This is a genomic window from Chryseobacterium arthrosphaerae (genome assembly GCF_001684965.1).
GTDB classification, from domain to species: domain Bacteria; phylum Bacteroidota; class Bacteroidia; order Flavobacteriales; family Weeksellaceae; genus Chryseobacterium; species Chryseobacterium arthrosphaerae.
The window spans coordinates 2,784,422-2,810,985 of record NZ_MAYG01000001.1 but is presented as its reverse complement, the minus strand read 5'-3'; the positions used below and the strand labels follow the sequence as shown (position 1 = coordinate 2,810,985).

At 38.1% G+C, this 26,564-nt stretch carries 25 protein-coding genes; 24 read left to right on the top strand and 1 reads right to left on the bottom strand.

Annotated elements, in window-relative coordinates:
- The first annotated feature begins 23 nt into the window (after window positions 1-23).
- The 13 genes from aceB (at window position 24) to BBI00_RS12630 (ending at window position 12,985) form a co-directional block, all read left to right on the top strand.
- Complete coding sequence (aceB, locus tag BBI00_RS12690; protein WP_065399109.1) at window positions 24-1,598, top strand: malate synthase A; 1,575 nt, start codon at window positions 24-26, stop codon at window positions 1,596-1,598.
- 95 nt (window positions 1,599-1,693) lie between these two features.
- Entirely contained in the window at window positions 1,694-2,974 is a 1,281-nt protein-coding gene (gene aceA, locus BBI00_RS12685; protein WP_065399108.1) for an isocitrate lyase, read from the top strand.
- A 346-nt stretch (window positions 2,975-3,320) separates the two neighbouring features.
- The gene (locus BBI00_RS12680) at window positions 3,321-3,878 is read left to right on the top strand and encodes an OmpH family outer membrane protein (protein ID WP_065399107.1); all 558 of its coding nucleotides are present in this window, start codon (window positions 3,321-3,323) and stop codon (window positions 3,876-3,878) included.
- Window positions 3,879-4,003: 125 nt separating this feature from the next.
- Window positions 4,004-4,399, top strand: a complete 396-nt coding sequence (locus BBI00_RS12675; protein ID WP_065399106.1) for an acyl-CoA thioesterase — start codon at window positions 4,004-4,006, stop codon at window positions 4,397-4,399.
- A 64-nt stretch (window positions 4,400-4,463) separates the two neighbouring features.
- Window positions 4,464-5,630: a hypothetical protein gene (locus BBI00_RS12670; RefSeq protein WP_065399105.1), complete on the top strand. Its 1,167-nt coding sequence runs from the start codon at window positions 4,464-4,466 to the stop codon at window positions 5,628-5,630.
- 48 nt (window positions 5,631-5,678) lie between these two features.
- On the top strand, window positions 5,679-6,059 hold the full coding sequence (locus BBI00_RS12665) for a hypothetical protein (protein ID WP_065399732.1): 381 nt from the start codon (window positions 5,679-5,681) through the stop codon (window positions 6,057-6,059).
- 149 nt (window positions 6,060-6,208) lie between these two features.
- On the top strand, window positions 6,209-7,471 hold the full coding sequence (locus BBI00_RS12660) for an erythromycin esterase family protein (protein ID WP_065399731.1): 1,263 nt from the start codon (window positions 6,209-6,211) through the stop codon (window positions 7,469-7,471).
- Window positions 7,472-7,513: 42 nt separating this feature from the next.
- On the top strand, window positions 7,514-8,182 hold the full coding sequence (locus tag BBI00_RS12655) for a DUF6624 domain-containing protein (RefSeq protein WP_065399104.1): 669 nt from the start codon (window positions 7,514-7,516) through the stop codon (window positions 8,180-8,182).
- An 83-nt stretch (window positions 8,183-8,265) separates the two neighbouring features.
- Window positions 8,266-9,711: a serine hydrolase gene (locus BBI00_RS12650; RefSeq protein ID WP_065399103.1), complete on the top strand. Its 1,446-nt coding sequence runs from the start codon at window positions 8,266-8,268 to the stop codon at window positions 9,709-9,711.
- 217 nt (window positions 9,712-9,928) lie between these two features.
- The gene (locus BBI00_RS12645; RefSeq protein WP_065399102.1) at window positions 9,929-10,375 is read left to right on the top strand and encodes a 6-pyruvoyl trahydropterin synthase family protein; all 447 of its coding nucleotides are present in this window, start codon (window positions 9,929-9,931) and stop codon (window positions 10,373-10,375) included.
- A gap of 21 nt (window positions 10,376-10,396) precedes the next feature.
- Entirely contained in the window at window positions 10,397-11,167 is a 771-nt protein-coding gene (locus BBI00_RS12640) for a UDP-2,3-diacylglucosamine diphosphatase (protein WP_083988492.1), read from the top strand.
- 197 nt (window positions 11,168-11,364) lie between these two features.
- Complete coding sequence (locus BBI00_RS12635) at window positions 11,365-12,357, top strand: LuxE/PaaK family acyltransferase (protein WP_065399101.1); 993 nt, start codon at window positions 11,365-11,367, stop codon at window positions 12,355-12,357.
- Window positions 12,358-12,439: 82 nt separating this feature from the next.
- Window positions 12,440-12,985, top strand: a complete 546-nt coding sequence (locus tag BBI00_RS12630) for a hypothetical protein (protein WP_065399100.1) — start codon at window positions 12,440-12,442, stop codon at window positions 12,983-12,985.
- Between the two features lie 95 nt (window positions 12,986-13,080).
- Here BBI00_RS12630 and aqpZ read toward each other — a convergent pair whose 3' ends face one another.
- Window positions 13,081-13,797: an aquaporin Z gene (gene aqpZ / locus BBI00_RS12625; RefSeq protein ID WP_065399729.1), complete on the bottom strand. Its 717-nt coding sequence runs from the start codon at window positions 13,795-13,797 to the stop codon at window positions 13,081-13,083.
- 218 nt (window positions 13,798-14,015) lie between these two features.
- Between aqpZ and BBI00_RS12620 the strand changes: the two genes are divergently transcribed.
- From BBI00_RS12620 to BBI00_RS12570, 11 genes are all read left to right on the top strand, one after another.
- Window positions 14,016-14,636, top strand: a complete 621-nt coding sequence (locus tag BBI00_RS12620) for a DUF5715 family protein (RefSeq protein ID WP_065399099.1) — start codon at window positions 14,016-14,018, stop codon at window positions 14,634-14,636.
- A gap of 65 nt (window positions 14,637-14,701) precedes the next feature.
- Window positions 14,702-15,478 carry a hypothetical protein gene (locus BBI00_RS12615; RefSeq protein WP_065399098.1) on the top strand — a complete coding sequence of 259 codons (777 nt, stop codon included), beginning with the start codon at window positions 14,702-14,704 and terminating at the stop codon, window positions 15,476-15,478.
- A gap of 16 nt (window positions 15,479-15,494) precedes the next feature.
- Entirely contained in the window at window positions 15,495-16,118 is a 624-nt protein-coding gene (locus BBI00_RS12610) for a hypothetical protein (RefSeq protein ID WP_065399097.1), read from the top strand.
- A gap of 200 nt (window positions 16,119-16,318) precedes the next feature.
- On the top strand, window positions 16,319-16,900 hold the full coding sequence (locus BBI00_RS12605) for a sensor histidine kinase (RefSeq protein ID WP_228394758.1): 582 nt from the start codon (window positions 16,319-16,321) through the stop codon (window positions 16,898-16,900).
- Complete coding sequence (locus BBI00_RS12600) at window positions 16,869-17,546, top strand: response regulator transcription factor (RefSeq protein ID WP_065399095.1); 678 nt, start codon at window positions 16,869-16,871, stop codon at window positions 17,544-17,546. The genes BBI00_RS12605 and BBI00_RS12600 overlap by 32 nt, the downstream gene beginning before the upstream one ends.
- Before the next feature lie 147 nt (window positions 17,547-17,693).
- Window positions 17,694-19,043, top strand: a complete 1,350-nt coding sequence (locus tag BBI00_RS12595; RefSeq protein ID WP_065399728.1) for a phospholipase effector Tle1 domain-containing protein — start codon at window positions 17,694-17,696, stop codon at window positions 19,041-19,043.
- Between the two features lie 224 nt (window positions 19,044-19,267).
- Entirely contained in the window at window positions 19,268-21,196 is a 1,929-nt protein-coding gene (locus BBI00_RS12590; protein WP_065399094.1) for an ABC-F family ATP-binding cassette domain-containing protein, read from the top strand.
- Between the two features lie 164 nt (window positions 21,197-21,360).
- Complete coding sequence (locus BBI00_RS12585) at window positions 21,361-21,717, top strand: hypothetical protein (RefSeq protein ID WP_065399093.1); 357 nt, start codon at window positions 21,361-21,363, stop codon at window positions 21,715-21,717.
- 275 nt (window positions 21,718-21,992) lie between these two features.
- A complete protein-coding gene (locus tag BBI00_RS12580; protein WP_065399092.1) occupies window positions 21,993-24,377 on the top strand; it encodes a TonB-dependent receptor in 2,385 nt (794 codons plus the stop codon).
- Window positions 24,378-24,429: 52 nt separating this feature from the next.
- Window positions 24,430-24,999 (top strand): hypothetical protein, encoded by a 570-nt coding sequence (locus BBI00_RS12575; RefSeq protein ID WP_065399091.1) that lies wholly within the window; start codon window positions 24,430-24,432, stop codon window positions 24,997-24,999.
- A 137-nt stretch (window positions 25,000-25,136) separates the two neighbouring features.
- Window positions 25,137-26,471, top strand: a complete 1,335-nt coding sequence (locus BBI00_RS12570) for a trigger factor (protein ID WP_065399090.1) — start codon at window positions 25,137-25,139, stop codon at window positions 26,469-26,471.
- The last annotated feature ends 93 nt before the right edge of the window (window positions 26,472-26,564 follow it).

Sequence of the window (26,564 nt, the reverse complement as noted above, 5' to 3'; positions counted from 1 at the left end):
TCAAATCACAAAATCAACAAGTTATGGAAATCAGAACTCAATTAAAAATAAAGGCTCAGAAGCAGTTTGAAGAAATTTTCACCCCGGATTTGATCGACTTTCTTGTAGCATTGCACCAGAACTTTAATCATAAAAGACTGGAACTTTTAAACGAAAGAAAGAAAATACAGCAGAAATTTGATCAGGGAATTCTCCCGGCATTTCTCAAAGAGACTGAAGAGATCAGAAATGCAGATTGGGTGTGCGCTTCACTGCCTGAAGATTTGTTAGACAGAAGGGTAGAGATTACAGGGCCCGTAGACAGAAAAATGATCATTAATGCTCTGAATTCCGGTGCCTTTACATTCATGGCAGATTTTGAAGACAGTAACTCGCCTACATGGGACAACTGTATGCACGGACAAATTAACCTTTCGGATGCGATCAGCAGAAATATAGATTTCATAAATGAAAAAGGGAAAGCATATAGTCTTAATGAAAAAACGGCTGTCCTGTTGGTTCGTCCAAGGGGACTTCATTTACCTGAAAAACATATCGGAATCAATGGAGAAGAAGCATCCGGTTCATTGACTGATTTTGGAATTTATTTCTTCAGAAATGCCCAAAAACTTCTGGAAAACGGAAGCGGACCTTATTTTTATCTTCCCAAATTAGAACATTACAAAGAAGCCCGCTGGTGGAATGAAGTGTTTGTTTTTGCACAGAATTATCTGGGAATTCCTGAAGGAACCATTAAAGCAACTGTTTTAATAGAGACCATTACCGCTTCATTTCAGATTGATGAGATTTTATTTGAATTAAAAGAACACAGCGCAGGACTGAACTGCGGAAGATGGGATTATATTTTTTCCTATATCAAAAAATTCAGAAACCTGCCGGAATTTATTGTTCCGGACAGAGATCAGGTAACCATGACTTCTCCTTTTATGAGCGCTTATTCCAAAAGAGTTATTGAAATATGTCATAAGCGGAACGTTCATGCTATTGGTGGTATGGCCGCCCAGATTCCGGTGAAAGATGATGATGAAGCCAATCGTATCGCTTTTGAAAAAGTGAGAAATGATAAAGAAAGAGAAGTGAAAAACGGCCATGACGGGACATGGGTTGCCCATCCGGCATTGGTTTCAGTAGCGAAAGAAATCTTCGATCAGTATATGCCCTCTGAAAACCAGATTGACAGGAAGGTAGAATACCATATTACAGAAAACGAGTTGCTGGAAATTCCTAAAGGTGAGATCACAGAAAAAGGAATCCGGAAAAATATCAATGTGGGAATCCTTTATATTGAAAGCTGGCTGATGGGAGTAGGGGCAGCAGCCATTTATAATCTGATGGAAGATGCCGCTACAGCCGAAATCTCAAGAACACAGATCTGGCAATGGCTGAAAAATGAAGCCATTCTGAGTGACGACAGAACACTGACAAGAAATATGATTCTTCAATGGGAAACCGAAGAAATGGACAATATTGAAAAATACGTCGGCGAACAACGCTTTAAAAACGGAAAATTCAATCTGGCCAAAGAGCTTTTCAATGAACTGATCTTCTCGGAAAACTTTGAAGAGTTCCTGACATTGAAGGCCTATCCTTTTATCTGATTTAAAAGAGAAAGCACCTGAGTCGTGGTGATGATACCAGCTACCACTTCAACCTGTTAATTCCTCAATCTTTAATCTTACAAAATCCAAATATTATGAAAACAAGACAAGAACAAATCCAGACCATCGAGCAGGATTGGCTGACAAATCCCCGCTGGAACGGTGTGAAAAGACCTTATACGGCAGAAGAAGTGCTAAAACTTCGGGGATCTTATACCATTGATTATACCATTGCTACAGAAATGTCTAAGAAATTCTGGAATAAACTGAATACGCAGGATTATGTAGCAGGTCTTGGAGCTCTTACAGGGAACCAGGCTGTACAGGAAGTGGATGCAGGATTGGAAGCAATTTATCTTTCTGGCTGGCAGGTGGCGGCTGATGCTAATCTGTCCGGAGAAATGTATCCCGACCAGTCTTTGTATCCGGCCAATTCAGTGCCTTCTGTGGTAAAAAAAATCAACAATGCTTTATTGAGAGCAGATCAGGTACAGTCGGTAAGCGGAACCGGAGACAGGGAATATCTTGTACCCATCATTGCTGATGCTGAAGCAGGCTTCGGCGGAAACCTGAACGCTTTCGAGCTGATGAAACAGATGATAGAGGCAGGAGCTGCTGCCGTACACTTTGAAGATCAGCTTTCTTCTGCTAAAAAATGCGGACACTTAGGAGGGAAAGTATTGGTGCCTACCCAGGAAGCTGTCAATAAACTGATTGCCGCACGTCTGGCAGCAGATGTATTGGGAGTTCCAAGTATTATTATTGCAAGAACAGATGCTGATGCAGCGGATCTGCTGACTTCAGATATCGATGACAGAGATAAAAAATTCGTGACCGGTGAAAGAACTTCCGAAGGCTTTTATGTTGTAAGAAACGGCGTGGAGCAGGGAATAGACAGAGGGTTGTCTTATGCACCGTATGCAGACCTGATCTGGATGGAAACTTCAAACCCGGATCTGGAACAGGCAAGAAGATTCGCAGAAGGTATTCATGCTGAATTCCCTGGAAAGATGCTGGCCTATAACTGTTCTCCATCTTTCAACTGGGCGGCGAGATTAAGCGTTGAAGAGATGTCCACATTCCGTGAAGAGCTTGCTAAAATGGGATATAAGTTCCAGTTTATCACACTGGCAGGATTCCATGCGCTGAATACAGCAATGTTTGAACTGGCCTTGGCATATAAAGAAAGAGGAATGGCAGGATATTCTGAGCTCCAGGAACGTGAATTTGCATTACAGCAGAGAGGGTTCAGAGCAGTGAAACACCAATCTTTCGTGGGAACAGGATATTTTGATGAAGTGCAGAATATTGTTACCAATGGCTCTTCAGCAACTGTAGCCATGAAAGATTCTACAGAAACAGCACAGTTCCATTAGTCATTTTTTCCATATTTTTTGATGTTAAACCTTTCTCAGCTTTTGGGAAAGGTTTTATTTTAAGGATGGTGCTGTAATATTATAACTTTCCGGACTTTTGCAATCATGATTTTTAACCATAAAGGCACAAAAGTTTTAGAACGTTATGTTTTTGTAAAAATCTCTGATTGTCATCTTACATGAGCTTTTATCCGGTATTTTTTACTTATTTAATTGTACGCATGTGTTTAAAAAATCTTTTGTGATTTTTGTGGTTTGATCAAATTCAGACAACTTTAAATCGGATTGGAAATTTGTATTATATTTGAAAACAAAAAAACAAGCGTTTTTGAAAACCATATTAAAAATGAATTTAATTAAAGTATTTTTTATTACAGCCGGATTAACACTGACGGCTCATGCAGCTCATGCTCAACAAAAAATTGGAAATGTAAACTCTGATGATGTATTTGCAAGTTTATCTGAAGTAAAAACAGCCACTACAACTATTGATAACCTGACAAAAGCTAAGCAGACGGAAGTTGAAAAACTGATCACTGAATATCAGACAAAACTGAAAGCTGCCCAGGATAAAGAAAAAACACTGAGCCAGGCCAATAAAGAAGCCGTGACTAAAGAGCTTATGGCAGCACAGACAGAATTGCAGACTCTTGGTAAGAAAATTGAAGATACAAGAGCGCAGGCTGCAAAAGATATTGGTGCTAAACAGACGGAACTCTATACCCCGTTACAGCAAAAAGTAAAGGCGGCTATTGCTGCTGTAGCTAAAGAAAGAAGTTTAAGCTATGTTTTCGATACTTCAGCACAGGAAGGCAATAACCTTGTATATTCTGATGGAAGTGAAGATATCACAGCTCAGGTGAAAACCAAATTAGGAGCTTCTGCTGCGCCTTCCAAAAAGTAATCATTTCACTATTGAATATAAACGGAATCAGATAAAGCCTGATTCCGTTTTTTTATGTGCTTTTTTAGAAATAACGCCGTAAGTTTTATTTTTTAAATGATACATTTGACTAAACTTTCAGAGATATGAATTTAATGTATGAAAAACAGATTAAGGTAAGTGAAGAACATATTGATGGAAACAGTCATGTCAACAATGTGCAGTATGTGCATTGGGTAGAAGAGGCAGCAGCAGAACACTGGGAGCTTTTAAAACATAAAACAGAATATGCGGATGATGCCTGGATGCTTCTGGACCATCATATACAATACAAAAAACAGGTTTATCTGAATGATATCATTACAGTGAGAACCTATCCTATGCCTCCTGAAGGCGCCAAACAGCCGAGAAAAGTTGAGTTTTACTGCAATGATGAGCTTGTAGTAGATTCCGGTACCCTATGGATTTTATTTGATCCGGAAACCAAAAAACTCAAACGCCTGGAAAGCAACTGGCTGGAAAAACTGTCCGGAATACTGTAAACAGGAATTAATTGGCAGGCATTCAATTGATTTTTTTATTTTAGCCCATTAAAAACTACATTCCATGAAATTCTATTATTCGATCACATTAATATTCCTCAGCATTTTGAGCTATGGTCAGAATGATCTTTACCGGTTTTCAGATGATATTAAGAAAAAACTGGAAGATTCTACCCAGTCAGCATCCTGGAGAAGTCAGATGGAGGCCACTTACTACTCAATAAGCGGAAAATATAAAACTGCTTTGGAAAGTTGGGACACGGTCTTTGGCAAGACCAAAAAGCTCGGTACTGCAGATAGTCTGAAGTTCACAAAACTAATCCCTGTCAATGCAAAAGATTATATTCTGGATCGGGCGTCTCATGAAAAAATGATCATCCTTAATGAAGCTCATCACAATGCCAGCCACAGGGCCTTTGCAGCTTCCCTGCTTCAGGGTTTGTATGACAGAGGGTACAGGTATCTTGGGGTGGAAACCCTGGCCAACGACTCTTTAAATACCACAAAATTTGCCAACCTTCAAAGTGGCTTCTATTCTAAGGAACCTGAGTTTGGAAACTTTCTTTATCACGCCCTGAAGATCGGGTTTAAACTTTTCCCCTATGATGCTGAAGGAAACGGAAAAGAAAGGGAAATAGGCGAAGCAAAAAATATCTATGACTTTATGCAGCAGAACAAAGAAGGAAAATACCTGATTTATTGCGGCTATCAGCATGCCTATAAAGGAGTGCACACAGCCTGGGAAAAAACAATGACGGGAAGACTTATGGACCTTACCGGCTTAAATCCTCTTACCATAGACCAGACTCAGTTTTCAGAGAAAAGCCTTCCGAAATATAATGAACCGTTATTACGTCTGGTCAGGAATAAAGTTCCTGTTATTTTAAAAGATAAAGATCAAACGATATATAACGGGGAAGATAAAAAACTGTTTACCGATATGAAGGTCATTCATCCGGTTACAGAATATAAGAAAGGAAGACCCGGCTGGATGCTTACTGAAAGCAGAAAACTGTATAAAGTTCCGGCTTCGGAAATAACAGAATATCCTGTGCTTGCCATTGCTTATAGAAAAGGAGAATTTGAACAGAACGGTATTCCTGCTGATATTATTGAAATTAAAGATCCCGAAGACAGCCGCTTTCTAATTCTGGATAAAGGAATCTATGATATCATAATCAAAGACAGAAAATATAAAGCGATCCGCAGGTTTGAAAAAACAGTAAAATAAATGAAATATCTTCATGCGATTGCCAGCTCTAAAGAAAACAAGGTTAGAATGAAAAATAAGCTAAGGAAAATAATGATCAATAATCTGGAATACCTATATTCTGTTACAGATCGGTTTTATTCAGGAACCGGGATGAGTAAGCTCGTTATAAAAGTATTTTTGAGTGGCTACAAACAGACTCCTCTGCTTATAGAATTTCTGACCCTTAATGACTACTATACAGGACAGCCTTTGAAATCGGGAATTAAGCTAATGAATAAGCTGATGAATACTGAAACTGAAGTTAATCTTAACGAACCTAAATACATCAGGCAATTCATCCTGCAAGGGCAAATGAATGGTTGGACAGGGATAAATATAATAGAAAAACAAAACGGACTTCATTATCTGGAACAGCTGGGATTGAATACAGATCGGCTAATACCATAAAATGAGAACAAAGGAAAAGGTTAATGATAAGTTAATAAAAGTGCTCAGTAAAAAAATAGTATTAATTTTTTTTAGATTGCACGAAGATAACCTGTTTACGGCTTTTTGATATGATCTTAAGTTTGGTAAACGAACAAAATGTAGTAACGATGCTAAGAAAATGCCTTTTAATCAATATACTGTTGACTTCTTCAATAGTTTTTTCACAACACTCAAAACCTGAAATACCAATTCCTGACCAATCTGCCAATGCCAGAAGCAGGACGAAAGCGATCAATGAGATCAGTGATCAGTTAAAAGAACAGCTTATTGTTGGGCTTGGTGAAGGTACTCACGGAACCAGGGAATTCAACGAGATCAGAAGTGAAATTTCAAAAAGACTTATTGAAAAAAATGATTTTAAAATCGTTGCGTTCGAAAGTGGTTATGGAGATGCAGCCCTTTTGAACGAGGCCGTTAATTCTGATCAGGATTTGAATACGGCATTAAAAAGCGGTATGACTTCTATTTGGCAGACCGGAGAAATTGCAGATCTGCTGGCCTGGATCAGAACCTACAACAAGAGCCATAAAGACAGGGTGATCATCTCCGGATTTGATACTAATTCTTTAGCCAATAATGCAGCAATTCTTAAAAAAAATCCTATTGCAGAAAAAGCGTATTCAGAAATGGTGGATACCCTTGACAAAAAAGCAAAATTCCAGGATGAGATGTGGGAAAAGCAGAATGATCCTTCTTTCAGACTGGATATGAAAGCTGTCATTGATAATGGAACGGAAGGATATCTTTTGGCAAAAAAAATGGACAGTATCTATAAGGCGAAGATAGATGTAAGCAGCAGATTGGCTCTTGATAACCTTAGATTAGGATTCGAAATTCTTTATGAAGCCGGTAAAAAAAACTATGATGTTTCAAGAGATTACATCATGGCTGAAATGATTGCAAAGATTCAGACAGGATACAATAAAAAAATGATACTTTTTGCTCATAATGCACATATTGCACTGAAACCGATTCTGGTAGATGGGATGGGGGGCTATATAAAGAAAAAATATGGCAAAGAATATTATGCCATGGCAACTTTCACGGGCTTTGGGACTTACAGTGCGACAACAGCCCCCCGTGCAGTAAAAAAGAATGAATATAAAGCCTATCCATTACCGGAACAGATGAAAAACAGCTGGGAAGAAAAGCTGAGCAGTAAAGAAAATAAAAACTATTTTGTGAACTTTAGAACAAACAAAGATAGTTTGTATCAAAACGCTTTGAAGATGAGGTTTATCGGGTATGGTCCTGTAACTCCGGAAACAGAAAAATTTACCATTACAGAGCCTATAAAACTGAACGAGTGTTTTGACGGAATGATTTTTATCAAAAATACCAGTGCTGTGGAACATCTGACAGCCGGTTAAACCTTACAATAATCATGTAATAATTAATATAAAACCAGATTGATGAAAAAAATATTCTTATCAGGGATACTATTTACGGTGGTAAGCTGCAGCTCATACAAACCGATCTCAGACTCTGAACGTGAAAAGATCATTTCCGAATTGAGCTACATCAGAAACATTGATCAGGAATATGCAAGCCTGCCACCCAAAGAAATGATGGAGAAATACGGTGAAAAAAACGCATGGAAAGTATTTGAAACCAAAAGGGACAGTGTAGGGAAAGACAACCAAAGCAGAATTAAAAGACTGTATGCGCAGTACGGTTATCTTGGCTTTAAACAGGTTGGGGAAGCCAATGCTACTAAATTCTGGATATCCATTCAGCATGCCGATGATGATGTCGGATTTCAGAGAACGATGCTTAAAGCCATGAAAAAAGAAATCGGTAAGAAGAATGCCCATAAAAATGAATATGCCATGCTGGAAGACAGGGTTGCTATCAATTCAGGTCAGAAGCAAAGATTCGGGACCCAGGTAACTTATAATAAAGCGGAACAGGCTGTGCCTAAAAATGGATTGACAGACAGTATGAATGTGGATAAATTACGGTTAGAATACGGGTTGCCCTCTTTTAAGGAATATTACAATCAAATGACCACCATGCATTTTGAAATGAATAAAAAGATATTTCAGAAAAGAGGAATCATGGAGCCGAAACTTTATAAGTAAAGAGAAAATCAGTTTTTCAGAGAAAGATGTAATAACCTGACCTCTGTAGCTGTCTTTACTAAAGAACCGTCAAAAATCAAACAATGAAACAATCCGTTTTAGTCATAGCATTTTCAGGCTTATCTTTTCTGGGATACAGCCAGACTGCAGAACAGACAAAAGCAATTGATGCTTATATAAAAAAGGTGATCCGGGTCAACGAAATTCCCGGAATGGCTGTTGGAATTGTAAAAGATAATAAAGTAACTTTCCAGAAATATTATGGAACGGAGACTTTGGAAAGCGATAAGAAAGTCAATCCCCAATCCATGTTCAGGATATATTCCAATACAAAGCTGATGTCAAACATAGGCCTTTTTCAGCTTATTGAACAGGGGAAAATATCTTTGGACGACAACATTTCAAAATACCTGGACCATATACCGGATGCATGGAAGAACGTTCAGGTAAAACATCTTGTGAGCCATTCTTCAGGAATCCCGGACTGGATTCGTTTTGAAGATATTTCCCTGAATGCCACCAATGCTGAAGTCATAGACCGGTTATCAAAAGAAAAAATGGATTTTGAAACAGGAAGCGAGTATCGGTATAACCAGACGAATTATATGCTGATTGCCATGCTTATTGAAAAGATAACAGGAGAGACATTTGAAGATTATATCCTGGAAAATCAGTTTTCAGATGCTAAAAATCAGGTGGTCTTTTCGTCTGATTCTAAGGAGGAAATTCCTAACCGGATCGTAAAATATATTTACAACAAAGATACCCATAAGTATGATAAATCCACATTTGTGGAAGGAAGAAGAGCCCATCCTGCAAATGGCCTGGCGATTACATTACCTGCTTTTTTACAATGGAGCATTCACCTCAGTAAAAATGATTTTCTGAAACCGGCCACACAGGAAATGATGTGGAAACCGTTTGAATACACCAGGAAAAGTGCATCTTTCACGCACGGCTGGGATATGTCAATATTCAATAATATAAAAGCATACTCCTTTTCCGGTGGAAATGTAAGCGCATATAAGATTTTCCCGGAAGATAATATGGCTATTATGCTCATGTATAACGGGTATAAAGAATTTCCTGTTTACTTTCCGATGATCAATCAGATCGCAGGTATTATGGATAAGCGTTTGCTGAATCCTTATATGCTGGCTGAAGAATATACAAAATCTGAACCCCTTATTCATCCGGACCTTAAAAAGGAAACGTATGGTTACCGGATCGAAAAAGGTAACGTTATTTTTTCCTACCGGTTTTTAGCAAAGAAAAATGTAGATTATATTAAAAATATGTCAGTTGCAGGGTCGTTTAATAACTGGAATCCTGATGATAAAGCCTACCAGATGATCAGGAAAAAGGATAACACCTTTGAAGTCGCAATTCCCCAATCAAAGTTTGAAAAAGGTAAGACTTATGAATTTAAATTTGTAATGAACAAAAACGGGTGGCTTTCCGTGCCCTCTAATGCTTTAAATGTGAAAGGAGATCGTGATGAAAATTTAACATTCACCATCAATAATTAATCTATTGGTCTCAACTTAATAAAACAGAATAAAATCATAAAATGCTCCCAAAAAGTGATCTAACTTTTGGGAGCATTTTATTTCTTGCTCTTTTTATCTTAACTTTGAACATTGATTTTGCAGTTTTTCATAGAGTAGATTCCTACTTATAACCTCCCCACAGTTTTTATGGGTAAAAATCTGAAAAACAGTAATTTTTTAAACTTATTCATTGAGTATGATACGTATTACAAAAATTTTTACATTCGAAACCGCTCACGTGCTTTACAACTATGACGGGAAGTGTAAAAATATGCATGGACACTCCTATAAGCTGTTTGTAACAGTAAAGGGAAGACCGATTAATGATATTGAAAATCCTAAAAATGGAATGGTGGTAGATTTCGGAGATATTAAAAGTATCGTAAAATCTGAAATCGTAGACGTATGGGATCATGCAGTGCTCGTTAATGCGCTGTCTCCACACAAAGAACTGGGAGATGACCTTGAACAGAAAGGGCATAAAGTAATCTACTGCAGTTTTCAGCCCACATGTGAAAACATGCTGTATGCTATTGCTTCCAAAATAAAATCAAAACTTCCGGAAGGAATTTCTTTGGCTTATCTTAAACTTCATGAGACTGAAAATTCTTATGGGGAATGGTTCGCAGAAGACAATCAATAATGATCCAACAAAACTCAGACGGTGCTAAAAACAATAATCAACTTAGAACCCGGGAAAAAAGTATATTTCGCTTCTGATCAGCATTTTGGCGCGCCCACCCCGGGAGAGAGCAAAGTGCGTGAGGATAAATTTATACGTTGGATGGATGAGATCAAGGAAGATGCCCAGGTTTTGTTTTTAATGGGTGATCTTTTTGATTTCTGGCATGAATGGAAACATGTTGTACCTAAAGGATACGTGCGTGTTCTCGGAAAAATTGCAGAACTGAAGGACAGGGGCGTTCATATTTATTTCTTTGTAGGAAATCATGACCTCTGGATGAAAGACTATCTGGAAGACGAAATCGGCTGTACGGTTTTTTATCAGAAACAATACTTTGAAATGGGCGGGAAACAGTTTCTGCTGGCACACGGAGACGGCCTGGGACCTGGCGACAAAGGATATAAGCGGATGAAGAAGCTCTTCACCAATCCGGTAGCACAATGGTTTTTCAAATGGCTGCATCCGGATATTGCCATGAAGATTGCATTATACCTTTCCCAGAAAAATAAAATGATCTCGGGAGAAGAGGATAAAGCCTTCCTGGGAGAAGATAAAGAGTTCCTGATCATCTACTCCAAAGAAAAGCTGAAAACCCAGAAAATAGACTATTTTATCTATGGACACAGACACCTTCCTATGGTGCTGGATCTGGAACAAAAGGCAAAATACATTAATCTGGGAGACTGGATTTCTTACTTTACCTATGGCGTTTTTGAAAAAGATTTTGAACTGAAGACTTTTGAAAAATAAAACAAAAAAAAGATTACCCTGAGAGAGGTAATCTTCATAATGGACCGAAATCCATTCTTGTTTTTAATCCATATTCCATAGTAGAACTTGCAAGAAGTTTACCAAAGTAGGATCTTAGTATTAAAAAATTATTAAATAAAATTATTTCATTCCTTGTAATGTCTTTATAATGAGCAGATAAAAGGATCAAAAAAGATATGGAACTTAAAAATATATTCAACATACAGACAGAGGAAGATTTCCTGAATGGAGCATTGGCAACATTTCGTTATCAGTATGAAAATGTTGGGATATACAGGAAATTTGTTGACTTTCTGAAAGTAAATCCGGATGAGGTCAGCCAGTTGGATGAAATACCTTTTTTGCCCATAGAAATGTTTAAAAATCATCAGATCCTGGACAAAAATGTAACCGCAGACCTGTTTTTTCAAAGTTCGGGAACAACCCAGATGAATCTTTCGAAACATTTTATTGCTGATCCGGAACTGTATGAAGAAAGCATTTATAAAAGTTTTGAACAGTTTATAGGCAAACCGGAAGACTTTATTTTCCTGGGGCTACTGCCTAGTTATCTTGAAAGACAGAATTCTTCCCTGATCCATATGGTAGATTACCTGATGAAGAAATCTGATAAACCGGAAAACGGCTATTTCCTTTATAACCACGCTGACCTCTTTGATCTTTTAAATCAATTGGAAGACCGGAAAGTTATCCTGTTCGGAGTTTCTTTTGCCCTGCTGGATTTCCTGGATTATTGCCATTCTGAGCAAAACAAAAAATCCCTGAATTCCCTTGAAAACCTGATTGTCATTGAAACCGGAGGAATGAAAGGCCGTAAAGAAGAAATGACGAAAGACGAGCTGCTGAAAATCCTGCAGGAAGGCTTTCAGACAGATAAGATATATTCGGAATATTCCATGACAGAATTGCTGTCACAGGCTTACTCCCTCGGAAACAATGAATATCAATGTCCGAACTGGATGAGAATCATGATCCGGAATGCAGAAGATCCGTTGACCTATGAAAAGGAGGGAAGAACCGGAGCCATTAATATTATTGACCTTGCCAATACCCATTCCTGCTCTTTTATTGCCACTCAGGACCTGGGGAAAATATGGGGCGATAAATTTCAGGTGCTGGGAAGAATAGATCATTCAGACATCCGCGGTTGTAGCCTTTTGGTGAGTTAAGACTGGATATTGAGGAATCAGAAGTCTCCTGTCTTCACTTTTATTTCTTTATCTGTTGCATTCATATTAATATATTCAACTCATGATCAAGATCGAAGAACTTGTCCACGCTTATATTCATACCCATTGCGATTTTGAAAAAGAACTCGTTCTCACCAACCATTTCCAGGCCGATTGGGAGGCTGATATTCTTATTGTTGGTTCGGATGGATCAAGCCACGAAATTGAGATCAAGCTTTCGAAAAGTGATTTTAAAAACGATTTCAAAAAATCATATCTCAATAAAGATACCGGTGAAAAGTTTCTGAAGCATGATAAAATTTCCTGTGGAGATTATGTCTGTAATGCATTTAGCTTCCTCCTGCCAATGGGAATGGTAGACGCAGCACTCATTCCTGACCATTGCGGAATCATTGAATTCTATCATAATGTAGATACCTGGGAAACCGAGTTTTACCTGATCCGCCCGCCGAAAAAGCTTCACGAAGATTCCTACTGGAAACTGAATGATAAAGACCTTTTTATCAGGAAAATGGCACTCAACCTGCTTCAACGTAAAATGGAGATCAAAGGAAAACACGAAGAGCTGATCTTTAAAAATCCTTTTGAGATCAGGAAATTAAAATAAGGCGTTATTTTATTTAAACTTTGCGTTAAAAAACTATCCTTAAATAAAAAAATCCTGTCAGCTGACAGGATTTTGTGTATAGATGATGTTTTAAATTAATCTACGATTTCATCAGCATCTCTCTGAAGCAAAAACTTGTAGATAAGTCCTCCTACAATTCCTCCCAGGATTGGAGCTACCCAGAACAGCCAAAGCTGCGACATCGCATTACCACCTACGAAAACAGCCTGAGAAAGAGATCTTGCAGGGTTTACAGAAGTGTTGGTAATAGGAATAGAGATCAGGTGGATCAGGGTAAGGGCAAGACCGATAGCAATTCCGGCAAACTTACCATTGGCCCATCTGTCCGTTGCTCCCATAATCACGATAAGGAAAAATGCTGTTAATAAAAACTCAGCAAGAAATGCTGCTCCCATACTGAATGCTTTTCCGTTGTAAACCGCTTCTCCATAGAAGTTCGTGGCAAAAGCCCCCGGTTGGGAGAAATCTACAGCTCCGGCACCGTTAAGGATGGTGTAAAGACATCCTGCAGCAACGATGGCTCCAAGGCACTGTGCTACAATGTAAGGGATAAGGTCTTTTGCAGAAAACCTTCCGCCGGCCAGAAGCCCGAAGGAAACTGCCGGATTGAAGTGACCTCCGGAAATATGTCCTACCGCATAAGCCATGGTAAGAACAGTAAGACCAAAAGCCAGAGCAACTCCTAAAAGTCCGATGCCGATATCTGGAACACCGGCTGCAAAAACAGCACTTCCGCAACCTCCGAAAACAAGCCAAAATGTGCCGAAAAATTCAGCAAAAAGTTTTTTTATCATATTGTTTATTTTTAAAATGTATCTCAAATGTAAAGTTTATATCTTAAAGTAAAAAGTTAAATATGAAAAAATATTTCAAAAATGAGAGAACAAAAAACTATAAATTCAACAATTTGGTTTAATGTTTGTTTGGGTTGTAATCAGATGAGATTATGGACTGTTTTAAATTTAGAATAACGGTTTATCTTTCATTGGGAATTTAATAAGGATGGTTAATGAGAAAGTTTCTTTGTGCGGTCTTCGTACCTTTTATTTATAGTTTACATTATTCACAGGCGGCAAAAAAATCTTTTCCGTGTTATGATCTGACTACTGTTTTGAAAGTGGAGCCTACACCGCTTTACAAATCCCATCTTGATGCCTCAAAAGGTTTCGGAATACAGCTGCTGAAAGATTCCAAAACGGTACAGAAATACATCAGCAACGGAAAGTTCCATAAAATAAAAAAAACAGGAAAAGGCTATCAGGTACAGCGGCTTGATTACAGCCGGGCTTATATGGTTTCAAAAGGAAAGACAACCCTAGAGAAAATAGGAGCCAAATTCAGTAAAGATACCAAAGGAGGAACATTTACCGTTTCATCCATTACAAGAACCCTTGAAGACCAGTGCAGGCTGAGAAGGGTGAATTCTAACGCTTCACTGGGGATAAGTTCCCACAACTACGGAAACTCTTTTGATATATCGTACATAAGGTTCAATAACGTTCTTAAATACAATCCGAAAATGGAAGTGGCGCTGGAGAAAGTTTTAAAGCATTATGCAAATGCCGGACGAATTTATTACATAAAAGAGAAACAACAGAGCTGTTATCATATTACGGTGAGAAATTATTAATTAAAATCATACTTGCACAGCATATTTAGTTTATATAATTTTATACAACTAAAAACCATGCTTATATGATAATAGTTGATATTCAAAATTCATTGCTTTCTTACGAAGAATGCAGGTCCGCTATGCAAAATTGGACGGAGTGCCGGTCTTCTTTCTCTGAAATAAAAAAAAGAATCGCTACCAATTACGTTTTTAATCTTTCTAAAGACAGCCTTGAATGGATGAGGAACATCGGAGGCAAATCTTCTGAATTCTGTGCCGGGATAGGAATATACAAAGAGCAGCTTATCCTGATTCTGTATCCCCTGGATTCCGGGAAAAGAATTGAGGCAAGAGAATATCCGGTCGCTTTTCTTTCTGAGCTTACCAGGGATGTAATGCTTCAGGAAATCAAAGAATATACTATTGTTAAAAATGCAGTTCTCTCCAGAAACCTTGAGCCGATGGGAAGAGATGCAGACATGGCTTTCCCTGTATCTGACAAACCTATTCTTGAGCAGGACAAAGCATTGGAAGCCATTGATAAGTGGAGGCTTGAAGGAATGGATTGGTTTTACAGAGAATGCGGAATTGAAAAAGGATCCGGAATCTTTAGAAAATTCTATGTTCCTACCGCAGATCTTTGCCTTTCAGATGAAGGATTAACGGATATTGTATGCTCTTTCGGACTGAAGTATAATGATATCTATGGAAAGATGCTTGCCACTCTGATCTTTATCTCTTTTCATGAAAACCTTGAGAATACAGGAGGCGTTCAGACAATTTCAAATACTTATGACTGGGCAAAACCATGTCCGCCTATCTGCCGTCTTCCTGATGATGGGGTAGGAAACGAATTTTAAAATGATACATTAAGGAATGGCTGATCTCTATAAAGCAATTTTATTCCTGAACTACGGACTGCTTCTATCTGTTATAGTGCTGGGAGCAGCTAAATACCGCCTGTTAGATCATAAAGAAAGGCAATATTTCCATTGTATTGCTTTTCTTTTTTTTATTGAACTGATCAACTTCGTGCTGCCTTATATTTTCAGACTCAACGATACTTCATTCCTCTATCCGGTGTATATTGCCGGAGAATTTTTCCTGCTGACCGGTCTATTCATCAGAAAATTAGATTGGCCCGCTTATATCCGGGGATTGGTAGCAGTAGCTGCAGCCGGATTTATGATCCTGAAATACGGTTTCAACTGGCCGCCCAATGCAGATGTTGTAAAGGTGATCTCCAATATCATTATCATTTGCCTTTCCGGATATGTACTGATCCGTGAGATCAAGAATGCTTCTGTTCAGGGACGGTTTCTTTTGGTAGATGCCTGCATCTTTTTCTATTATTCCGTTTCAGTGTTTATCTTTATCATTCAGCATCAGATCGCCAATCTGTCGGAAAACGATTATTATACGCTTTTCAGTGCCAATAATATCCTTTCAGGCATTTTATACAGTTCATTTTTATATACCTTTATCAGATTAAAGAAGTAACATTAAATATCAACCTGCTGATCCTTATAATTGTTACCATAGCAATTATAGTATCTTTTATTTTACTTGCCTACAAAGCTTTTATAACCAGGATTATCAAAGAAAAGAATGTTCAGCATGAAGCGGAAGTTCTTCATCAGAAAAAGCTGGTACTGGAAAACATAAAAGCTCAGGAAGAAGAACGGAAGAAAATAGCGGTCATGATCCATGATGATATCGGGAACCGTCTCAATATTTTATCTCTTTGGCTTAATAATCTTGATACCCAGGGAGATGAGCTGATCAAAAACAATATTTACAATCAGATGTCTTCCCTCATTGATGCTGCCAGAAGTATTTCCCATTCATTGTATCCTGTAAATCTGGAGTCTGTAGGGCTGGTGCTGTATGTGGAGGAACTGATTACCAATCTCGCCCACAAAATCAATATTTCCCTGCAGGTAATGCCCGGATATGAAAAGAAAGATCTCTTTGTGGAAGTGCAGCTGTACAGGATTATTCAGGAAATTACAACCAATGTTATCAGGCATTCAACGGCAACGGACCTTTGGATCTACCTCAAAGATTATCCTGAAAATATGGCGGTTGTTATTTCAGACAACGGGCAGGGATTCAATTATGAAGAGGTGAAGAAAGGTATGGGAATCAAGAATATTGAATCCCGGATCCAATCAATGAATGCCACCCATAAATGGAAAAAAACTTTTTTACATACAGGAAGTCGTCTAATTATTAAAATTCCGAAATACCATGAGTTCCCAAATCAAAATAGCCCTGATTGATGATGAACAGCTGATCCTTGAAGGGGTGAAAATGCTGCTGTCCAATGAAAAGAATATATCCGTCTGCCTTACCGCAGACAACGGACCTGATTTTATAGAAAACTTAGGCCGGCTTTCAGCAAAAGAATTTCCTGATATTGCGCTTGTGGATGTTCAGATGAAACCTATGAATGGCTTTGAGCTCGTGGAAATTCTCAAAGAAAAATATCCCGAACTTAAGATTATCATCCTGTCTTCCCATTACAAAACCTCAATTCTGGGGTATATGGTTAAGCTGGGCGTTTCAGCATTCCTTCCTAAAAACTCCAATAAGAAAACATTTATTGATGCCATTACAATGGTGGATAAAAACGGAGTGTTCTTTACTGCTGAAGACCATCAGATGCTGTTCAGCTATATGAACAGTACGGCCAAGAAAAATTCTCTCTTCGAAACAGAAGATGAATTGTCTGAAAGGGAAAAGGATGTGGTAAAACTGATCTGTCAGGAATTGACCAATAATGAAATCGGAGAAAAACTCTTCATCAGTCCCAGAACAGTAGAAAGCCACAGGCAGCGGATTCTTGAGAAGATTGGTGCCAGAAATACAGTGGGCATCGTTATTTATGCAATTGTCCACAACATTTATTCCCTTGAAAAAATATAATATCATTCCGTAGAAATACGGAATTTTTTATTTGGTACTTTTTACTCTAGATTAAATTGGTTTTCTTCTGTTATTTTGAAATGTCTCTTCTGGAGGCCTTGGATGAAACAATATACAGATCAGATCTGTAACATAACAAAAAAAAGCATGAATGATAACAGAGTGATTTCCGTCGGGATTTTCTTTGATGGTACAGGAAATAATGGAGTGAATGCTCTTTCCCCCGATAAGCCGTTGAATAATAATGAAAGTTATTTCGGAGCCTTTACCAATATTTATAAGCTCTACAGTGTATTCAAAGGGAATAAAAAAATATACATCGAGGGAATAGGAACGGTAACAGGAAGCGAAGACAGCAATTTTGCCATGGCAACATGTGCCAATCCGCCTTATGGATCGGGATATTCTGCTGATGACAAACTTCAGAAAGCGGATGATTTTGTAAAGGATGTACTTACAGAAGAACATCAGGAATATCATTTTTATATTTATGGATTCGGAAGAGGAGGAATGCTGGCGAGAACCTTCTGCAATCAGCTTTTATCCCATTATCTTTTTAAAAACTGTAAGATTAAATTTTTAGGAGCATTCGATACCGTGGAGTCAAAGCCGTTCAGTCAATATGATCTGAGTTTGCCTGCCCCTGTTGAAAATGCCCTTCATATCTGTGCCGTAAACGAGTGTCGGTTCTTTTTTCCGCTTACCGGTTTTTTCGACAATTCAAAAATGATGCGGGATCAGAAGTCAGAAACCTGTTCATCAGTCTGGAAAGAAATTTTTGTGCCTGGTGCCCATGCAGATATAGGAGGAGGGTACCTGGAAGGGCCGCAGTCTGTTTATATTTCTACAGATTTCGTCAATGTGGATGATGTACATAATTATGTTTCCGATATCAGGAATGCAAAAACAGATGCGGAAGGAAACAAAATCTGGGATGCACTGCTTTCCGGCTATCAGGTCGAGAAAAGAGATATTTTCTCACGGGCCTATGTATGCAGGCATAAAGTATACAGTGATCTTTCAAAAGTATATGGAAAACTTATGATGGAAGAAACCCATAAGGTAGCATCAGTTTTCAGCACAGATACTGACATCTATTTTGGAACCGATTACAACAGACATATTTTATTAAACCGTTTTTCCGTAAAACTGAATGAATATGTGAATGATCTTTCAGCAGATAGGAAACCCGTATATGACTTCAGCTGGCTGGCAGACTATACCCATATTTCAGCAAATTTTGGACTGTATAACGATAGCTTACGGCAAAAAACAGCATGGGAAGCCAATGCAGAACTTATCAATAACGGATTGAATGTTTCCGGCAGCACTTCCGATCAGAATAACCATACAAGACTTTCTGCTGAGCTTCATCTGCCTGAAGATACTTTTGTAACAGATTTTCTCTACGGAACAAGTGTTCCGAACAATGATGTCTGGATACGCTCCATTGTAAAAGCTCCTGCAAAGGCGGGATTGAATGAAATGAATACATAGTGCAAGCACTTGAGTTTTAAATTTAGGTTAGGGGACATTGGAAAAATGTCTCCTTTTTGTTAGGTATCCGTATTCATAATGCCCGTTACTTTAGATTGTTCATTCACGAAACTTCCTCACAATATGAATTTTGGGGTAACTTTTTTATTTCTGGAGTATTCATTTCTTTTTCCGTATTTTTGCAGCCGAAAATTCATACTCATTATTAACAATTAATTTAAAAAATGCTTTCGGTTCAAAGTTTAGGATTACATCATTCAGGAAATTATTTATTTCAAAATGTAAATTTTACCATCAAAAAGGATGATAAAGTAGGTCTGGTAGGTAAAAATGGAGCGGGGAAATCCACTTTATTGAAAATGCTGTCAGGAGAAATTAACTTCTACGAAGGAGATGTCATTACAGAAGGAAGCGTTACCATTGGGTTCCTGAAACAGGATCTTGATTTTGTAAAAGGAAGAACTGTCTGGAATGAAACCATGCAGGCTTTCGAGCAGATCAATGCATGGAAAAATGAGCTTGAAGAGGTGAATCATCAGATGGCAACAAGAACCGATTATGAAAGCGATTCCTATACAGATCTGATCAATAAAATGACAGAACTGAATGACCTTCTGATGAACCATGATGCCTACAATCTTGAAGGAGATATGGAAAAGGTATTGTTCGGTCTAGGATTTAAAGCCGACGATTTCCAGAAGATCACCGATGAATTTTCAGGAGGATGGAGAATGAGAATTGAACTGGCAAAGCTGCTGCTTCAGAAGAATGATATTATGCTTCTCGATGAGCCTACCAACCACCTTGATATGGAATCTATCATCTGGCTGGAGAACTTCCTGAAAGACTATCCGGGAGCCATTGTTCTGGTAAGCCACGATAAGCAGTTCATGACAGCGGTTTGTAACAGAACCTTTGACATCAATAATAAAAAAGTTGACGACTATAAAGCGAATTATTCCAAATATCTGATCATGAGGGAAGATCGCCGTGAAAAACTGATTCAGGCTAAAAAGAATCAGGATGCGGAGATCAAACAGATGGAAGATAACATCAATAAATTCCGTGCCAGTGCTACCAAAGCATCTTTTGCCCAGTCACTCATCAAAAAACTGGATAAAATTGAGCGTATTGAAGTGGATAACGAAGACGTTTCCAAATTCAACATCCGTTTCGTACAGTCTATGGTTCCGGGGAAAGTGATCTTTGAAGCAGAAAATCTGGGGAAAGCTTACGGAAACAAGCAGATCTTTGATGATGTAGACTTCATCGTTCAGAGAGGAGACAGAATCGCATTGCTGGGACAGAACGGACAGGGGAAAACAACGCTGGCAAAAATTCTTGCCGGAGATATTAAAGACTATTCAGGAACCTGGAATCTCGGGCACAACGTCAATATCGGATATTTTGCCCAGAATCAGGAAGAAGTACTTACTCCTAATAAAACAGTGCTGGAAGAAGCGGAAGACGCTGCAACGGAAGAAACGAGACCAAGAGTAAGAGATTTACTGGGATCTTTCCTGTTCCAGGGAGATGCCGTTTCCAAAAAAACAAAAGTACTTTCCGGAGGAGAAAGAAACCGCCTGGCACTTTGTAAACTATTGCTTCGTCCTTTCAACACACTGATCATGGACGAACCTACCAACCACCTTGATATTCAGTCTAAGGAAATTATCAAGCTGGCGTTACAGAATTTTGAAGGAACATTGATCGTGATCTCTCACGACAGGGAATTCCTTCAGGGACTTTGTGATAAGATCTATGAATTCCGTGACGGGAAAATGAAAGAATTCCTTGGAGATATCAACGAATATTTGGAGTACAGACAAAAAGAAACCATCAGGGAAATCTCTGCTGAAAAAGCTAAACTTCACAACGAAGAAGTGAAAGCAGAGCCTAAAAAAGAAGAAAAACCTGTTGTAAGCAATAGCCAAAGCTCTGCTGTCATCAGCAAAGAACAGAAAAATATTCAGAATAAAATTAAAAAAGTAGAAGAGAAGATTTCTGAACTTGAAATGAAAGTAGAAGAAATGGAAGCCTCTTTTGCCAGGGAAAACCCTTCTGATGAAACGCTGGAAAAATACAATAAAGCCAAAGAAGAACTGGATAATGCTTTACAGGAATGGGAATACCTTGGAACCCAGCTTGATTAAACTGTAATATTCAGTAATATAAATGACAAAAGCTTCATAAATCAGAATTTATGAGGCTTTTTTGTAACATCATGATTATATATTCCGACGTATTATCTGCAACCGTTAAAGTAATTTAATGAAAGTTTAGCCTTTCAATTAAAATATTTTCATAATTTTGGCCTATGATTTTTAAAGAAAGCAGAAACCTCAAGAGTTTTATCTCCAAGCTATTGTTTGGAGTGTATTTTCTCGCCCTGCTTTCTCAGAGCTTTCACCATCATGATTCTGCGGAGACCTTTAAGGGATTCAACCTTAAAAAAACCGAGAATACAATGACGAAAGCCGCTGCTAAAGAGAAAGCCGGCGACTGTCTGGCATGCCACTTTTTGGCTACCGGACATACCTTAGCTCCTGAAGAATTCAGTTTTACCTTTGAGCACTATACTCAGGAGGTAAAGCAGATCATCGCCATCCAGGAGAAAATCTGGTCTCAGACCAAATTCACCTTTCAGCTTCGGGGACCGCCCGCACTTTCCTAATCAATATTCTTATTGGGTTTACAGCTCTATATCGCAGAGCCTGATTAATGTTCAATGTTTGAAGTTTACTATTTAAAGTTGTTGCAAAACAGCTGTAGTGGGTATATGAGTTAGTAATCAAAAACTTTTATGACCACTTTTCATATCTGACTTCCAAGGCTGTTCATTATCAGATGTACACAAGATCTGCATCATAGAATGAATTCAAACCCATCCAACAAATTTTAACGAAAAAATGTACCCTGAAAACTGGGTACGCAATCAATCTACTTACAATGAAATTGATATATTGCCTGCTGCTGATCTTTTGCGGATCAGTATTTACGAGTGCACAAAAAACGTATACTGTACAAGGAACCGTTCAGGATTTCCACGATAAAACCATGCTGGAAAATGCAGTCGTGAAAATCGGAGGGTTTACGGCAAAAACAGATAAAAAAGGTAAATTTTCCTTTGATAAAATCCCTGCAGGGAAGTATACACTCATTGCCAGACATCCTGATTGCAATGATTATACTGAAAATATAGGAGTTGATCAGGATTTACATATAACGGTAACCCTTGAGCATCATGTCAAGGATATCGAAACGGTGACCATTCACGGGAACCATAAGAACAACGGATCACTTATCGTGAAAACGCTGGGCAAATCTGAAATAGAGAAAAATTCTACAGATAATCTGGGAAACCTGCTATCAAAAATTTCGGGAGTGACTGCCCTGAAAACCGGGAATAATATTTCAAAACCGGTTATTCACGGGTTATACGGAAGCCGTATCAGCATTTTGAACAACGGGGTGCGTCTTGCTGAGCAGGAATGGGGCGTAGAGCATGCCCCGAATGTTGATATTAATAATTTTCAGCATATTGATGTGATCAAAGGGGCATCTGCTCTGAAGTATGGTAGTGATGCAATTGGTGGCGTGGTGGTAATGGAACCTGAAATTTTCCCTAAAAAAGACACCGTAAAAGGTTCCGTAAACCTTTCGGGAATTTCCAACGGAAGGGGATTGGGACTGGATGTGGATGTGGCCAAAACCTGGAAAAACGGTTGGGCAGTAAAATCCGGTGGAAGTATTAAAAAATTGGGAGATCAGCATACGCCTGATTATAACCTGATGAATACCGGAATGGATTTTTCTTCCTTCAATTTTACCGTGCAGAATAATAACTATGAAAGAGGAATTTCTTTTGATTATTATCTGACACGGCAGAATATTGGAATTTACAGAGGTTCGCACGTAGGAAACAATGAAGATTTCTACAATGCAATGACCAGAAGAATTCCTGCTTATACCGGAGATTTCAGTTATAATATTGATAATCCGAGACAGGTTATTGATCACCATATTGCTAAAATTTCAGCATTCAAAAGATTCGAAAATATCGGGAAAATTTCAGCAACATACAGCTATCAGTACAATCACAGGCAGGAATATGACATAAGAAGGGGGGACCTGAATGATATTCCGTCTTTAGATTTGGAATTGATGACCCATCAGTTTAATATTAATGATTTACTTGAAAGAGGTAAATGGTCATTGGAAACGGGAATTGATGCCGGATTCCAGAACAATTATTCTGATCCTGCAACCAAAGCAAGGCGTTTGATTCCTAATTATGATAAATATTCAGCGGGGCTATATTCTATTTTCAAATACAAAATTTCACATGATTTTAATGTAGAAGCCGGGGCCAGATATGACTTCAACCGCTACGATGTTACCAAATGGTATGACAGCAATGATTGGGAGAAACGCTATGCGGATTCCTATCCTGAATTTTATGTGAAAACCAATCAGAATAGAGTACTGGCGCGTCCTAAGCTGAACTATCATAATATTTCTTTCAATGCAGGCCTGGAGTATCGTCCTGATGCGAATTTTGATCTGAAATTTAATTACGCGAAAGTTGGAAGAACTCCTAATATTGCAGAATTATTTTCAGATGGTCTGCACCACTCTGCAGCCGTAATTGAAATTGGTGATATGAGCCTGAAAAATGAGGAAGGGCACCAGTTTAATCTGACAGCTGATGCTAAATTCAATATTTTGAAAGGGCTTAACCTTTCCGTGAATCCGTATTTCTTTATCACCAAAAACTTCATTAATGAGATCCCGACAGGTATACAGAATACGATCAGGGGAGTATTTCCGGTGTGGGAATATCAGCAGATTGATGCCAAAATGTATGGTGTAGATCTGGATATCAACTGGAAATTGACGGATAATCTGACTTATGTAGGAAAAGGAAGTTACGTTTATGGTCAGGATGATACCCATAATGAACCATTAATTTTAATGATGCCTCCAAACTTCTCCAATGCATTACAGTTTAATAAAGAGAACTGGAGTAACTTTTATCTCACTCTTGAAAACCAGACTTTTTTAAAGCAGAACAGATTCCCGATTCATAATGCTACAATTTCTATTTATGAAAATGGAGAGGAAGTAACAAAAACCGTTGACTTCAGTACGTCGCCGGATGGATACTCACTGTGGAATATCCGTACGGGAGTCAATATCAGTAAAAATCTTTCTGCCGGTCTTATTATCAATAACATTTTTAATGTTTCATACAGGGATTATCTTAATCGTATGAGGTTCTTTGCAGATGAGGCAGGAAGAAACTTTATTTTAAACTTTAGATACCGTTTCTAAAGTTGATAAAAAACAATTCAAACAAAATTTTACAATCTTAAATTTTTTTAAAATGAAAAAACTATTCAATACTAAAAATATAATCAAATTATTAGCTGTTTTATTTCTTTCCATTACTGCAATTTCTTGTCAAAGAGATGGTTCTGTACAGGAAGATGATATTCCGCAGGAAGAATTGACGAATATTGTCTTATTGGTAACTGAAGACGGTACTACCAATACCATTCCTTATAATTATAGTATCGGAGCTGGGGGGCAGCCTACAATTCCGTTGAAAGACGGTAAATCTTATACGGTGGTTACCACTTTTAAAAATGGAAATGAAGATACAACAGATGAAATTCTTAAGGCTAAAAATGAACACTTTTTAATTTTTGATTTTCCACAATCGAATATTACATTAGAAAGATTAGATGGAGGAGATCTTAGAGGTGATGGAAAAAGAGTGGGATTGAGAACAAAATGGACTGTCGTAAAAGCAGTCAACGGTGCTGCTCCTATCCTAAAGCTGGACCTTATTCATGCTCCTCAAAGCGTAAATGATGCAAAATCAGGTACGGCATGGGGAAGTGTAGTAGGGGGAGAAACTGACGCAGAAGCCAAATTTAACCTAAGCAATTAGGAATAATTAATCTTGTTTGGGACCACCGGAATTTCCGGTGGTTTTTTATTTAACAATATTTGGCTTTATAAGTTGATTTTAAATGAGTGATTCTCATAAAAAATTCATATTTTTGCAACCTAAAATTTTAATCAATAATGAAGGTTACCGCACAAAACCATGATGATGTAAGTGCATTGCTTACAGTGACATTGGAAAAATCTGACTACAAAGAAAAAGTAGAGAAGCAATTGATTAATTATGCTAAAAATGCGCAAGTTCCTGGATTCAGAAAAGGGAAAGTGCCTTTGAGTATGGTTAAAAAACAATATGAAGCAGGTATTGCATTTGAAGAAATCAACAGACAGGTTTCTGATGCTTTGAACAACTATGTTAACGAAAACAAGTTAAGATTAGTTGGTCAGCCTATTCCTCAGCCAGTAAACGAATTCGATTACAATGCTGATCAGCTGGAAGTTGCTTTCGAAGTAGGATATGAGCCTGCATTCACTATAGACTTAGCTAAATATGAAGCCCCTCACTATAAAGTAGAAGCTTCTGACAAAGAAATCGGAAAGAGCATTGAAAACATGCAGAAGCGTTTTGCTGAGCAGGTTCCTCAGGATAAAATCACTAAAGATTCTTACATTGCTTTAGAGGTTTCTCAGGTTGTAGAAGAAGATGCTGAAGGAGAACACCACCACCATCCGAAGAACCTTACCATTACAGCTGAAAACAAAGAAGCTTTCAAATTGGTAAAAGGTCTTAAGATGGACGGATCTGTAAAAGTAACGAAAGAAACTCTTGCAGGTGATGAAGAATTAGCTAAAGAATTAGGATTCAGCAAAGAAGAAGTAGAGCATCTGCACCATAATGAAATTGAAGTAAAAGTAAAAGACTTCTATTCATTAAACTTGGCTGAACTTAACCAGGAGTTATTCGACAAAGTATACGGAGAAGGAAACATCAAGTCTGAAGAAGAGCTTAAAGAAAAAGTAAAAACAGAATTAGACGAGTATTTCCAGCAGAATGCTGACGTTCACTTCGTGAATAAAGTATTGGAGCAGGTTACTGAAAAAGAAGAAGTAGCACTTCCTGAAGCTTTCTTAGTAAAATGGTTAATGTTCTCTAACCAGAACATCCAGTCTGAAGAGCAGGCTAAAGAAATCCTTGAAGCTGAGAAAAACCAGTTGAGATACCAGATCATCGAAGGTAAATTGATGACTGATAACGAAATCAACCTTGACTATGCTGACGTATTGGCACAGGCTGAGCAGTTGGTGAAAAACCAATTGGCGATCTACGGAATCCACCACTTAGGAGATGAGGAGATCCAGAAATATGCTGTTGAGATGTTGAAAGATCAGGAGCAGGTAAGACAAATCTCTTCTGAAGTTGCTATGGCTAAATTGAAAGATGTAATTCTTGAGAAAGCCAGCAAAAAAGAAACTAAAATTTCTCACGACGAATTTTTAGAAGAGCTTAAAAAATAATTATACACCGATATAAATATTTGAAAACCGTCAATTTTTTGGCGGTTTTTTTATTGTTCAGAATATCCTTTAGAAACAGGGGATTATCTAAAA